This window comes from Geodermatophilus sp. SYSU D00814 (genome assembly GCF_054050055.1).
Map to the genome: position 1 here is coordinate 26,443 of NZ_JBJGYP010000031.1, position 12,566 is coordinate 39,008.

Genomic DNA, 12,566 nt, shown 5'->3' on the forward strand with positions numbered 1-12,566 from the left:
GTGCGCCAGCTCCCCGGACCCCGTCGCCTCGTCCAGCTCTACGCCGGGCTGGTGCTCTACGGCCTGTCGATGGCCCTGCTGGTGCGCTCGGGCCTGGGCGTCATGCCGTGGGACGTGCTGCACCAGGGACTGGCCCGCCAGCTCGGCTGGTCGCTCGGGGTGGTCACCATGGTCGTCGGCGCGCTGGTGCTGCTGGCCTGGGTGCCGCTGCGCGAGCGGCCGGGGCTGGGCACGGTCAGCAACGTCGTCGTCATCGGCCTGGCCCTGGACGCCGTGCTCGCCGTCCTCCCGGAGCCGGGGTCCCTGCCCGTCCGGGTCGCGCTCGTGCCGGCCGGGATCCTGCTCAACGCCGTCGCGACCGCCGCCTACATCGGGGTGCACCTCGGTCCGGGGCCGCGGGACGGGCTGATGACCGGCCTGGTCCGCCGCACCGGGCGCTCGGTGCGGCTGGTGCGCACGTCGATCGAGGTGGCGGTCGTGGCCGCCGGCTGGCTGCTCGGCGGCACCCTGGGCGTCGCCACCGTGCTGTACGCGCTGGCCATCGGGCCGCTGGTGCACGCCCTGCTGCCCCGGCTGTCGGTGCGGCCGCCCGCTCCGGAGGTGCCTCTGTCGCGGTGAGAGCTCACCTGTCGACGGGGACCGGCCGGAACGCCGACCAGGTGACCGGGACGACGGCGAGGAACAGCACCGCCACCGCGCCCGCCCCGCCCAGCGCCCACGCGCCGAACACCAGCAGCGCGGCGGCCTCGATGCCCAGCCCCGCGACCGAGGTGACCGTCGCCCGCACCGCGGTGGGCACCTGCTCCTGCAGCCGCGTCTCCCCCACCACGAGCACCGCCAGGTACAGCCCGTAGGACACCGCGACGGCGGCGACGGCGACCGGGTGGTCGACCGCCGCGCCGATCGCGAGGAGCACCGCCGACAGCAGCAGGAGGAGCGGCAGCGCCCGCGAGGGCAGCCGCGCCGCCCGGCCGGCCAGCGCCGCACCCGCCGCCCCGGCCAGCGCGACGACGAGGACGGCGGCCGGGACGAGCTCGGTGGGCACGCCCTGCTCGCGCGCCATGACCGGGAAGTACTCCTCGATCGCGTCCAGCCCGCCCAGCACGGCGACGGCGACGACGACCAGGAGCACGCCCGGCCGGCGCAGCGCGGCGCCGACCGCCCGGCGCAGCGGGACCTCCGGCTCGTCGTCGTCGGCGACGTGCGGCGGCTCGGGGAACCGGGTGGCCAGGGCCGCGGCGGCCAGGCAGACCGCCACGCTGACCCACCCGACCAGCGCGTAGCCGCCGGCCTGCACGAGCACCCCGGCCAGCAGCGCGGTCGGCACCTGCACCAGCAGCTCGGCCGCCGTCGTCGCGCCGTGCACGCGGACGTAGGCGTCCTCCGCGCCGACGGCGGTCAGGCCGTCGTAGACCAGCGCCTCGGCCGCGCCAGAGGCCAGGGCACCGCCCACGCCCCAGACGACGAAGCCGGCGGCGAACCCGGGCAGGCCGGGCGCGACCGTCCACAGCACGAAACCGGCCGCCTCGAGCACGCCGGCGAGGACGAGCGCCCCGCGGCGGGACCAGCGGTCGGCGAGCACGCCGGTGGGGACCTCGGCCAGCAGGGCGGTCACCGACCACAGCGCGAACAGGCCCGACACCTGCGCCTGCGACAGCCCCGTGTCGAGGAACAGCAGCGCGTACAGCGGGTAGACCGGGGCGAGCCCGGACAGCGCGGTCCAGGCCACGGCCAGGCGGGCCAGTGGCCGGGCGGCGGCCGGCAGCGGGGTGCGGGACGGGCGTCAACGGAAGGGCACGGGCGGACGGTAACCGGAGCCACACCCGCGCGCACCGGGTTTCCCGCGCGCCGTCGGCTAGGGTGGGCGGCCGAGAAGGGGAGTAGCCCCCCGTCCGCTGGTCGACACGCTGGCGCGCTCCCGCGGGAGCCGCCCGGTCAGCGGGCCCGCGCCCCGCGCGGGTGGGCGAGACCTTCGGCCGAGCAGTCGTCGCACTGCCGGTCGGAGGCGTGCGCCCCCGCCCGGCCGTGCCGAGCGGAAGAGAGACCCACCCGTGATCGTGCTGTCCGTCGTCGTGACGGCGTTCGTCCTCGTCCTGCCGGTCGAGCTGCCGGACAAGACGCTGTTCGCCAGCCTGGTCCTGGCCACCCGGTTCCCGCCGCTGCCGGTGTTCGTCGGCGTCGGCACGGCCTTCGGCCTGCAGGTGGCCATCGCCGTCACCGCCGGCAGCCTGCTCTCGCTGCTGCCCGAGGCGCTGGTGGCCGGCGTCGTGGCCGTGCTGTTCCTCGTCGGCGCGGTGCTGCTGTGGCGCAGCGCCGACGAGGGACCCGAGGACGGCGGGGAGGCCGCGGACGCACGGGAGCGGACGTCGTTCCTGCGGGCGGCCGCGATCTCCTTCGGCGTGCTGTTCGCCGCCGAGTGGGGCGACCTCTCGCAGCTGGCCACCGCGGGCCTGGCCGCCCGCTACGACTCGCCGGTGTCGGTCTTCATCGGGGCGTGGGCGGCGCTGCTCGTGGTGAGCGGCCTGGCGGTGTTCCTCGGCAAGAAGCTCGCCGACCGGCTGCCGGTGGCCCTCATCCGCCGGGCGGCGGCGGTGCTGTTCGTCGTCTTCGCCGTGCTCGCCGTCGTGGAGGTCGTGCGCGCGCTCACCTGATCGGGGGACGCCTCCCCCGGGTCGCTGCAGGCGGCCCGGAGGAGGGCCGATCCGGTGGCATGCGCGTCTGCACCCCACCCGAGGAGCTCGCCGAGCTGCGTGCCCGGCAGGCCCGGCTCCTGGCCGACCTCGGCGTCCTGGACGCCGCCGAGGACGCCGAGCTGGCCGCCGTGGTGCGGGTGGCGGCGGCCGTCACCGGTGCCCCCTGCGCCACGGTCAACCTGCTCGACACCCGCTGGCAGCACCAGCTGGCACCCCACGGGTTCGACGGCGCGAGCACCCCGCGCGACGAGTCGCTGTGCTCGGCCACGACCACCGGCTCCCCGGGCCCGCAGGTGTACGACGACCTGGCGAGCCACCCCGTGCACGCCGCCAACCCGTGGGTCGACGGCCGGCGTGCGAGGGTGCGCGCCTACGCCACCGCGCCCCTCGTGGTCGACGGCACGACGGTGGGCACGCTGTGCGTCTTCGACGAGGCCCCGCACGCCTTCGCCCCCGACGCCGGGGAGCGGCTGGCCGACCTCGCCTCGGTCGTGGTGGCGCTGTTCCAGCGCCGGCGACAGGCCCGCGAGCTGGCCGACCTCGCCGTCGCCAACGCGGCCGCCCGCGACCAGACCGAGGCCGCCGCGGCGCACGCCGGCCGCTCGGAGGCCTTCACCCGCGCCCTGCTGGAGGCGCTGCCCGTGGGGGTGGTCGCCGCGGACGCCGACGGCGGGCTGACGATGTTCAACCGCGTCGCCCGGCAGTGGCACGGCCTGGGCGACGAGCACGCCGTCGAGCAGGCCCGGCTCACCCCGGAGATCGTCGAGGCGTTCGGGCTGACCACCGTGGACGGCCGGCCGATGGCGGTGTCGGAGCTGCCGCTGCAGCGGGTCCTCGACGAGGGCCGGGTCCGCGACGTCGAGCTGGCGATCACCTCCCCGGACGGGTCGCCGCGGCTGCTGCGGGCCTCGGGCGACCGGGTGGTCGACGCCTCCGGCCGGGTCACCGGCGCCGTCGTCGCCCTGATGGACGTCACCGCGCAGTGCCGGCTCGAGGCCCGGCTGCGCGAGGCGGCGCTGCACGACGCGCTGACCGGACTGCCCAACCGCGCCCTGCTGGTCGACCGCATCGAGCAGGCGCTCCGGGTGCAGGAGCGCGAGGGCCTGCCGGCGGCGCTGCTCTACTGCGACCTCGACGACTTCAAGGCGATCAACGACACCCTCGGGCACGCCGCGGGCGACGCCGCGCTGCTGCGGATGGCCGCCACGCTCGGCTCGGCCGTGCGCCCCGGGGACACCGTGGCCCGCATCGGCGGCGACGAGTTCGTCGTGCTGTGCCCCGGCACCGGCAGCGAGTCCGCCGCGCACGCCCTCGCCGCCCGCATCGGGCGGGTGCTGGGCGAGCCCACCGACGGCGGCCCGCCGCTGCGCTCGAGCACCGGCGTCACGCTGTCGCGGCGCGGGGACACACCCGACACGCTGCTGCGCCGCGCCGACGCGGCGATGTACGCCGTCAAGCGCTCCCGCCGCTGACCTCGGGGGACAGCAGCGCCAGCCGCGTCACCAGCGCGCCGACCTGCTCCTCGGGGTCGGGCCAGGGCCGGTCCCACCCCGCCCAGAGGGTGACCAGACCGTGCAGCGCGGTCCACACCAGGCCGGCGTCGGCGCGCACGTCGGTGCTGGCCGACCGGCCGGCCCGGACGCAGGCGTCGACGGCCCGGACCAGGACGGCGAAGGCCCGGTCCCCCGCCGGCACCTGCCGGGCGCCGAACATCGCCCGGTAGCGGCCGGGCGCCGCCAGCCCGCACCGCACGTAGGCCCGGCAGCCGGCGAGCAGCCGCTCGACCGGGTCGGGGACGCCGTCGGTGGCCGCCGCGATCGCCGCCACCAGGTCGGTGAAGCCGCGCTCCACCACCGCGTCGAGCAGGGCGTCGAGGTCGGCGAAGTGCCCGTAGACCGCAGGCGCGCTGACCCCGGCCTCGCGGGCGACCCCGCGCAGCGTGACCGTGTCCGCCGAGCCGGTCCGCTCCACCAGCACCGCGGCGGCGGTGAGCAGGTCGCTGCGGAGGTCCCGGGCCACGGAAGCCACTTTACACGCGTTAAGCGACGGGTCTACGGTGGCTTTACACCTGTTAAGTCACCCGAGGAGGACCCGGTGCCCGCCATCCCCGACCTGCCCTGGACCACCGGCCGCACCGTCGAGGGGCCCGGCGTCGTGCTGCTCACCGAGCTGCGGCTGCGCCGGCTCACCGACGTCCCGGCCTTCTTCGCCGCCTCGCTCGCGATCCGCCGCCAGGTGGCCGCCTCCCCCGGCGCCCGCTCGCTGCTGCTGCGGGCGCAGCCGCTGGCCCGGACCTTCACCACCGTGTCGTGGTGGGACGACGAGGCCGCCGTCCGGGCCTTCGCCCGCGCCGATCCGCACCGGTCGGCGATGCGCCGCTGGGCGCCGCGGCTGCGGTCGTTCGGCAACCGCACGCTGCCCGGGGACGGCGCCGCGCCGACCGTCGACGGCGCCCGCGGCGCGGCCGCTGCGCCCACGGCGTGACGGCGGCGGTGTCGGCCGGAGGTGGCACCATCGCCGTCGATGGACGCCGCGGTCGAGGTCAGCGAACTGGTCAAGCGCTACCCGGGCCGCCCGACCAACGCCGTCGACGGGGTGTCGTTCGCCGTCGACCGCGGGGAGGTCTTCGGGCTGCTCGGCCCCAACGGCGCGGGCAAGACCACCACGATCGGCGTCCTCACCACGCGGGTGCTGCCCACCGGCGGCACCGCGCGGGTGGCGGGGGTCGACGTCGCCGCCGACCCGGTCACCGCGCGCAGCCGGCTGTCGGTGGTGCCGCAGCGCTCCAACCTCGACCGCTCGCTGACCGCCCGGCAGAACCTGGTCTTCCACGCCGCCTACCACGGGGTGGGCCGCGCCGAGCGCAACCGCCGGGCCGACGAGCTGCTCGAGCGGCTCGGTCTCGGCGACCGCGGCGGGGACCGGGTCGACGACTACTCCGGGGGCATGGCGCAGCGGCTGCTCATCGCCCGGGCGCTCATGCACGCCCCGCAGGTGGTCTTCCTCGACGAGCCGAGCACCGGGCTGGACCCGCAGGCGCGGCTGTTCGTGTGGGAGCGGGTGCGCGAGCTGCGCGACACCGGCGTCACCGTCGTCCTCACCACGCACGACATGGAGGAGGCCGCGGCGCTGGCCGACCGGGTCGGGATCATGGACTCCGGCCGGCTGCTCGCGCTGGACACCCCGGCCGCGCTCACCCGGTCGCTGCCGGGCAGTGCCACCCTCGACGTCGACGTCGAGCGGGCGCCCGGGGACAGCGACGACGCGGTGCTGGCCGCCCTCGGCGCGCTGCCGCAGGCCGAGCGGGTCGAGCCGGTCGCCGACTCCGGCGGGCTGCGGGCCCGGCTCTACCTCTCCGCCGACGCCGCGACGACGGTCGGGCCGGTCTCGGAGGTGCTGGCCGCCCGCGGGGCCCGGCTGACCGGCGTGCGCATGGGCGAGCCCAGCCTGGAGGACGTCTTCCTCAGCCTGACCGGACGGGAGCTGCGATGACCGCCGTCGACACGCCACGGAGCGCCACCGGGGTCGCCGGGCCCGCCCGGCCCGACGTGTGGCGGGCCTTCACCGCGCTGCTGTGGCGCGACGTGTTCGTCACCGGCCGGGAGTTCGTGCCCTTCCTGCTGCAGGTGGTGCTGCAGCCGGTGTTCCTGCTGTTCGTCTTCGGCAAGGTGCTCGTCGAGCTCGGCTTCGCGTCCTCGGCCTACTCCGGCGTGCTGCTGCCCGGCGTCATCGCGCTCGCCGCCTTCCTCACCGCGCTGCAGAACACCGCCTTCCCGCTGGTCATCGACTTCTCGTTCACCAAGGAGATCGAGGACCGGCTGCTCGCGCCGCTGCCGACCGCGCTGGTCGCCGTCGAGAAGATCGTCTTCTCCACCGCGCGGGCGCTGGTGGCCGCGGCGGTGATGTTCCCGATCGGCTGGTGGGTGCTGGGCACGCTGCCGGTGACCTGGTCCGACGTGCCGCTGCTCGCGGTGTTCCTCGTGCTCGGCTCCCTGGTCGGGGCGGCGATGGGCATGGTCCTGGGCACCTTCGTCACGCCGAACCGGATCAACGTCGTCTTCGCCGTCGTGCTCACCCCGCTGCTGTTCACCGGCTCCACCCAGTTCCCGTGGCCCGCGCTCGACACGCTGCGCTGGTTCCAGGTGGTGTGCGCGGTCAACCCGCTGACCTACCTCAGCGAGGCGCTGCGCGCGGAGATGACGCCGGACGTACCGCACCTGCCGCTGCCGGTGTGCGCGCTGGCACTGGCCGGGTTCCTGGCGGTGTTCGGCGTCCTGAGCCTCGTCGGCTTCCGCCGCCGCGCCCTCGATTAGCTCTCCAGGGCACCCGACGCGGCCCACTCCGACAGCCGGCGCTCGGCCTCCTCGGGGCTGACGTCCTCCACCCGGGTCATGACCGCCCAGCGGTGACCGAACGGGTCGTAGAGCGAGGCGAACCGGTCGCCGGTGACGAAGGTGGCCGGCTGCTCGCGCACGGTGGCGCCCCGCGCGACGGCGGCGGCGAAGACCGCGTCGACGTCGGGGACGTAGATGCAGGTGGAGCCGCTGACCCGGTCCTCGGCCTGCCCGGTGGGGGCGACCAGGCCGAACTGCGGATTGGGGTCGGACAGCTGCAGCCGGCCGGTGGGGAACTGCAGCTCGGCGTGCGCGACCGTGCCGTCGGGGCCGTCCGTGCGGCTGACGGTGGTGGCGCCGAAGACGTCCTCGTAGAAGCGGATCGCCTCGGCCGCGGGCGAGCAGACGAGGAAGGGGGTCAGGGTCGTGTAGCCGTCGGGCCGGCCGTCGGTGATCGCCATGCGCCCACCCTGGCCGTCCGCGGCGGCGCGGTCTTGGAGAAACCCGACAGCCCGCTTCAGGGCAGCGTCGGGATCCAGTCGGCCAGCGCCCGGCCGATGGCGTGCGGGGAGTCCTCGGGGACGAAGTGCGCGCCGGGCACGGTCACCTCGGTGACCGACGGCCACGTGCGGACCAGCGACCGCTGCCGCCCGACCAGGATCGACCCCGGCTCGGCGTTCAGGAAGAGCTTCGGCACGGCGCTGCCGCGCAGCCAGACGCCGTACCGCGACACGACGTCGCGCACCTTCGGCGGCACGTTGTCCAGCGGGATCTGCCGCGGCCACTCCAGCGTGGGCCAGCGGTCCTCGGGGGTCGCGAAGGGCCGCCGGTAGCGCTCGTGCGCCTCCGGCGACAGCCCGCGCAGCGTCGATGCCGGCAGGATCCGCTCGACGAAGACGTTCTTCTCCAGCACGACCGTCTCGCCGTCGTCACCGCGCATGGTGCGGAAGATCTTGCGTGCGTCGGCCGGCCAGTCGGCCCAGGTCATCGGCGTGACGATCGCCTCGGTGAACGCGAGGCCGCGCACCGCCTCGGGGTGCGCGCGGGCCCAGTCGAAGCCCAGCGCCGAGCCCCAGTCGTGCAGCACCAGGGTCACCCGCCGCTCGACGCCGACCGCCTCGAGGAACGCGGCCAGGTGCGCGGCGTGGGTGGTGAAGGAGTAGGTGCCCCGCTGCGGGTCCGGCAGCTTCCCCGACTCCCCCATGCCGACCAGGTCCGGGGCGATGCAGCGGCCGAGGTGCTGCACGTGCGGGACGACGTTGCGCCACAGGTAGGACGACGTCGGGTTGCCGTGCAGGAAGACGATCGGGTCGCCCTCGCCCACGTCGACGTAGGCCATCTCGGTGCCGAGCACCGGCACGCGCTGCCGGGGGAAGGGGTCCTCGGGCGAGACGTCCTCAGCGGCCACCCCGGCATCCTCGCCCAGACACCCGTGCGCCGCCGTCCGGGGATCGCGCTTGACCCTGACGCGGCGTCAGGCTGTGCACTCGTCGCCGTCAGGGAGGAGGGACCCGCGTGAACGTCGGTGAGGTGGCCGCGCTGGCCGGGGTCACGGTGCGCACGCTGCACCACTACGACCGCATCGGCCTGCTGTCGCCGTCGGGACGCACCGCGGCCGGCTACCGCCGCTACTCGGGGGCGGACCTGGACCGGCTGCACCAGGTGCTGCTCTACCGCGAGCTCGGGTTCCCCCTCGAGGAGGTCGCGACCCTGCTCGACGACCCGTCCGCCGACCCCGCCGAGCACCTGCGCCGCCAGCACCGGCTGCTGCGGGACCGGCTGGAGCGGACGCGGGCGATGGTCGCGGCCGTGGAGAAGGAGATGGAGGCCAGACAGATGGGGATCTCACTGACCCCGCAGGAGCGGTTCGAGGTCTTCGGCGAGCACGACCCGGAGCGGTACGAGGCCGAGGTCCAGGAGCGCTGGGGCGACACCGACGCCTACCGGGAGTCCTCGCGGCGCGCCGCGGCCTACTCGAAGGAGGACTGGGTCCGCATCAAGGGCGAGGGCGAGGACCTCACCCGCCGGATGGCCGACGCGCTGCGGGCCGGCGTCGCGCCCGACTCGGCGCAGGGCATGGACCTGGCCGAGGAGGCGCGGCAGCAGATCTGCCGGTGGTTCTACGACTGCCCGCCCCAGATGCACGCGGCGCTCGGCCGGATGTACGTCGAGGACGAGCGGTTCACCGCCACCTACGAGAAGACGGCGCCGGGCCTGGCGCAGTGGGTGAGCACCGCCGTCCAGGCCAACGCCGCCCGCCAGGACTGACGGTCCTTCCGTCGCAGTCGGTCCGCGTGCAGGGGCCCGCCGCGAGCGTGCGAGCGGTGGGGGGCACGGGGGTCCTTCAGCAGACGCGGATGAGCAGCTCGCCGTGCAGCATCGCCAGCCAGCCGTCGTCCGCGGCGGCCCAGCGCAGCCACGCGGCGGCGATCTCCTCGAGCTCGTCCCGCGCGGCCAGCCCGTAGGCCAGGGCCTGCTCGGCGAAGGCCGACGCGGTGGCCCGGCCGGCCCAGGAGCGGCCCCACCACTCCCGCTCGGCCGAGGACGCATAGCACCACGCCGACGCCGTGGCGGTGAGGTCGCGCAGCCCGGCGGCGTGCGCCCAGGCCACCAGGTGCCGCCCGGCGTCGGGCTCGGCGGCGTTGACCCGCGCGACGGCGGAGTAGAGCGCCAGCCAGCGGTCCAGCCCGGGGTCGGCGGGGTGCCAGACGACGGTGGCGTAGTCGACGTCGCGGACGGCGAGCAGCCCGCCGGGCCGGCACACCCGGGCCATCTCGCGCAGCGCCGCCACGGGGTCGGTCAGGTGCTGCAGCACCTGGTGGGCGTGGACGACGTCGACCGCGTCGTCGGGCAGGTCGAGGGCGTAGCCGTCGCCGACGGCGAAGGTCACCGCGACGCCCTCGCGCTCCGCCAGGTCCCGCGCCTCGCCGAGCGGGTCGGCCGAGACGTCGATCCCGAGCACCCGTCCCGGGGCCACCCGGCGGGCCAGGTCGACGGTGATCGTCCCCGGACCGCAGCCGACGTCGAGCAGCTCCAGGCCCGGTCGCAGGTGCGGCAGCAGGTACCCGGCGGAGTTCTCCGCGGTGCGCCAGCGGTGGGACTGCAGGACGGGCTCGGCGTGCCCGTGCGTGTAGGTGTCCACGACGGCATCCTGACCCCGCCGTCCCGCTCTGCGGAACACCCTTCCCAGAGACTGGGACGTCAGGCGCGCGGTTCGCGGCCGGCCGGCTGCCGCGGCTCGCCGAGCAGCGGGGTGGGCGCGCGCAGCGGCGCTCGGGCGGGGGCGCCGGGCGCGACGGACAGCGGGTCCCCGTCGACGACGACGGTCACCGGCTCCTCGCCGCGGACGAGCGTGACCGTGGTGCCCTCCCGGGTGGTCTCGACGCGCAGCAGCCTGCCCCGCCAGGTGACGGAGTAGGCGGTCCGCGAGAGCCGGGCCGGCAGCAGGGGCGCGAGCTCCAGCTCGCCGGCGTCCTCGCGCATCCCGCCGAGGCCGGCGACGAGGGCCAGCCAGGCACCGGCCACCGAGGCCAGGTGCAGCCCCTTGGCGGTGCCCTGCTGCAGGTCGCGCAGGTCCACGAGCGCGGCCTCGCGCAGGTGGCGCAGCGCCAGGTCGGGGTGCTGGGCCTGGGCGCACACCACCGCCTGGACCGCCGCCGACAGCGAGGAGTCCCGCACCGTGCGCGCCTCGTAGTACTCCACGTCGCGGGCCACCTGCTCGGGCGTGAACTCCTCCCGGCACCACCACAGCGCCAGCACCAGGTCGGCCTGCTTGAGCACCTGGCGGCGGTAGAACTCGGCGTAGTGGTGGTGCTCCTGCACCGGGTAGCGGTCCCGCTCCTCCTCGAAGGGCCACTCCGCGAAGGCGGTGAAGTCGTCGTTCATCGGGTGCACGCCCAGGCTCTCGTCCCACGGCACGCACACGGCGTCGGCCGCGGCGCGCCAGGCGGCGGTCTCGGTGTGGTCGACCCCGAGCTCCGCGGCGCGCGCCTCGTGCCGCCGGCAGGCCTCGGCGGCGCGCCGGAGGTTGGCCCGCGCCATCAGGTTGGTGAACACGTTGTCGTTGACGACGCCGGTGTACTCGTCCGGCCCGGTCACGCCGAACAGGTGCCAGGCGCCGGCGACGTCCTCGTGGCCCAGCGACGCCCACATCCGCGCCGTCTCCACCAGCACCTCCAGGCCCCCGACGGAGTCGAGGTCGGCACCGGTGACGTTCTCGTACAGCCAGAACGCCCGGGCGACGTCGGCGCTGACGTGCACCGCCGCGCTGCTGGCCGGCCAGTAGGCCGACGTCTCCCGCCCGTCGATCGTCCGCCAGGCGAAGGCCACACCCGACCGCCCCAGGGTCCGGGCACGGTCCCGCGCGGCGTCGAGCGTGGAGGCGCGCCAGCGCAGCAGCCGGGCCGCCGCGTCCGGGCGCAGGAGGGTGAGGGCGGGCAGCACGAACCCCTCGACGTCCCAGAAGGTGTGGCCGCTGTAGCCGATCCCCGTCAGCCCCTTGGCGCCGACGGCGGCCCCCGAGATGCAGGCGGCCGAGCAGACGAGCTGGAAGACGCTGTAGCGCAGCGCCTGCTGCAGCTCCGGGTCGCCGTCGACCTCGACGTCGCCGGTCGCCCACACCTCGTCGAGTGCGGCGCGCTGCCGGTCGAGCAGGCCGTCCCAGCCGAGGTCGAGCGCGGAGTCCACGGCGGCCGACGCCTGGCCCAGGACGGAGTCGGACCCGGCGTCGGTCGACCAGTTGTAGCCGACCACCTTGACGACGGTGACGGCGTCGCCCGGGCCCAGGTCGGCGGCGACGGTGGTGGTGACGTGCTGCTCGTCGACGTCGGTGCGCGTCCGCCCGCCCTCGACCCGGTGGGCGACCGCCGCCGCGACGGTGATGCCCGTCCGGCGGGTCCGCTCGACGAGGGCGCCGCCGGTCGGCGAGCCGATCTGCGCGCGCGGCTCGAAGGCGTCGTCCAGGACGGCCGCCACGCGCGGGTCGTCGTTCTGCACGCCCTCGGGCGTCACCGCCCCGGCGGCGAGCTCGGACCGCACGACCACGTGCGCCCGCCCGTCCAGGGTGCGCACCTCGTAGCGCACCGCGCACACCGACCGCTCCACCAGCGACACCAGCCGTCGGGAGGTCAGCTCCACCGTCGTCCCGGACGGCGTGCGCCAGCGGACCCGGCGGTCCAGCGTGCCGGCGCGCAGGTCCAGCGTGCGCTCGTGCACCTCCGGCAGGGCCTCGCGCACGTCGAGCGGCACGCCGTCGACCAGCAGCCGCAGCGGGGTGCCGTCGGCGACGGTGATCAGCGCCTGCCCCTCCTCCGGCTGGCCGTAGCCCTCCTCGGGGTAGGACAGCGGGTGCGTCTCGAAGACCCCGGACAGGTAGGTGCCGCGCATGCCGGAGGGCTCGACCTCGTCGAGGGTGCCCCGGACGCCGAGGAAGCCGTTGGACAGGGTGAACAGCGACTCCGAGACGGGCAGCGTCGCCGGGTCCACGCGCGGCTCGCGGACCGTCCAGGGGTCGACGTCGAGGGTCGGGGCGGTCACGGGC

Annotated in this window: 13 protein-coding genes; 7 read left to right on the forward strand and 6 right to left on the reverse strand. The window is 76.0% G+C overall.

Annotated elements, in window-relative coordinates; genetic code table 11:
* Nucleotides 1-618, forward strand: a complete 618-nt coding sequence (yczE, locus tag ACI780_RS20135) for a membrane protein YczE (RefSeq protein ID WP_457005249.1) — start codon at nt 1-3, stop codon at nt 616-618.
* Nucleotides 619-622: 4 nt separating this feature from the next.
* On the opposite strand, the gene ACI780_RS20140 is transcribed toward yczE, so the two are convergent.
* On the reverse strand, nt 623-1,729 hold the full coding sequence (locus tag ACI780_RS20140; RefSeq protein ID WP_457005251.1) for an MFS transporter: 1,107 nt from the start codon (nt 1,727-1,729) through the stop codon (nt 623-625).
* Between the two features lie 322 nt (nt 1,730-2,051).
* Between ACI780_RS20140 and ACI780_RS20145 the strand changes: the two genes are divergently transcribed.
* Nucleotides 2,052-2,651, forward strand: a complete 600-nt coding sequence (locus tag ACI780_RS20145) for a TMEM165/GDT1 family protein (protein WP_456872425.1) — start codon at nt 2,052-2,054, stop codon at nt 2,649-2,651.
* 59 nt (nt 2,652-2,710) lie between these two features.
* Entirely contained in the window at nt 2,711-4,165 is a 1,455-nt protein-coding gene (locus ACI780_RS20150) for a diguanylate cyclase domain-containing protein (protein WP_457005253.1), read from the forward strand.
* Here ACI780_RS20150 and ACI780_RS20155 read toward each other — a convergent pair.
* Nucleotides 4,146-4,712 carry a TetR/AcrR family transcriptional regulator gene (locus ACI780_RS20155; protein ID WP_456872423.1) on the reverse strand — a complete coding sequence of 189 codons (567 nt, stop codon included), beginning with the start codon at nt 4,710-4,712 and terminating at the stop codon, nt 4,146-4,148. The genes ACI780_RS20150 and ACI780_RS20155 overlap by 20 nt on opposite strands.
* 75 nt (nt 4,713-4,787) lie before the next feature.
* On the opposite strand from ACI780_RS20155, the gene ACI780_RS20160 reads away from it, so the two are divergent.
* Genes ACI780_RS20160 through ACI780_RS20170 form a run of 3 tightly spaced genes read left to right on the forward strand, consistent with a single transcriptional unit; the run spans nt 4,788 to nt 7,006 of the window.
* Entirely contained in the window at nt 4,788-5,177 is a 390-nt protein-coding gene (locus ACI780_RS20160; protein WP_456872422.1) for an antibiotic biosynthesis monooxygenase family protein, read from the forward strand.
* Between the two features lie 39 nt (nt 5,178-5,216).
* Nucleotides 5,217-6,185: an ABC transporter ATP-binding protein gene (locus ACI780_RS20165; protein ID WP_456872421.1), complete on the forward strand. Its 969-nt coding sequence runs from the start codon at nt 5,217-5,219 to the stop codon at nt 6,183-6,185.
* On the forward strand, nt 6,182-7,006 hold the full coding sequence (locus tag ACI780_RS20170) for an ABC transporter permease (protein WP_456872420.1): 825 nt from the start codon (nt 6,182-6,184) through the stop codon (nt 7,004-7,006). The genes ACI780_RS20165 and ACI780_RS20170 overlap by 4 nt, the downstream gene beginning before the upstream one ends.
* Here the strand turns inward: ACI780_RS20170 and ACI780_RS20175 are convergent.
* Entirely contained in the window at nt 7,003-7,488 is a 486-nt protein-coding gene (locus ACI780_RS20175; protein WP_457005257.1) for a VOC family protein, read from the reverse strand. The genes ACI780_RS20170 and ACI780_RS20175 overlap by 4 nt on opposite strands.
* A gap of 56 nt (nt 7,489-7,544) precedes the next feature.
* On the reverse strand, nt 7,545-8,435 hold the full coding sequence (locus tag ACI780_RS20180; RefSeq protein WP_457005259.1) for a haloalkane dehalogenase: 891 nt from the start codon (nt 8,433-8,435) through the stop codon (nt 7,545-7,547).
* A 107-nt stretch (nt 8,436-8,542) separates the two neighbouring features.
* On the opposite strand from ACI780_RS20180, the gene ACI780_RS20185 reads away from it, so the two are divergent.
* A complete protein-coding gene (locus tag ACI780_RS20185; protein ID WP_456872417.1) occupies nt 8,543-9,295 on the forward strand; it encodes a MerR family transcriptional regulator in 753 nt (250 codons plus the stop codon).
* A 76-nt stretch (nt 9,296-9,371) separates the two neighbouring features.
* Here ACI780_RS20185 and ACI780_RS20190 read toward each other — a convergent pair whose 3' ends face one another.
* Both ACI780_RS20190 and ACI780_RS20195 read right to left on the reverse strand, forming a co-directional pair.
* Nucleotides 9,372-10,169 carry a methyltransferase domain-containing protein gene (locus tag ACI780_RS20190; protein ID WP_457005261.1) on the reverse strand — a complete coding sequence of 266 codons (798 nt, stop codon included), beginning with the start codon at nt 10,167-10,169 and terminating at the stop codon, nt 9,372-9,374.
* 59 nt (nt 10,170-10,228) lie between these two features.
* On the reverse strand, nt 10,229-12,562 hold the full coding sequence (locus ACI780_RS20195) for a glycoside hydrolase family 65 protein (RefSeq protein ID WP_457005263.1): 2,334 nt from the start codon (nt 12,560-12,562) through the stop codon (nt 10,229-10,231).
* Nucleotides 12,563-12,566: the final 4 nt, after the last annotated feature.

What these genes read in the sequence shown, in the direction of transcription:
- ACI780_RS20170 (WP_456872420.1), top strand. Translation starts at nt 6,182, where the DNA reads ATGACCGCCGTCGACACGCCACGGAGCGCCACCGGGGTCGCCGGGCCC.
- ACI780_RS20175 (WP_457005257.1), bottom strand. Translation starts at nt 7,488, where the DNA reads ATGGCGATCACCGACGGCCGGCCCGACGGCTACACGACCCTGACCCCC.
- ACI780_RS20165 (WP_456872421.1), top strand. Translation starts at nt 5,217, where the DNA reads ATGGACGCCGCGGTCGAGGTCAGCGAACTGGTCAAGCGCTACCCGGGC.
- ACI780_RS20150 (WP_457005253.1), top strand. Translation starts at nt 2,711, where the DNA reads ATGCGCGTCTGCACCCCACCCGAGGAGCTCGCCGAGCTGCGTGCCCGG.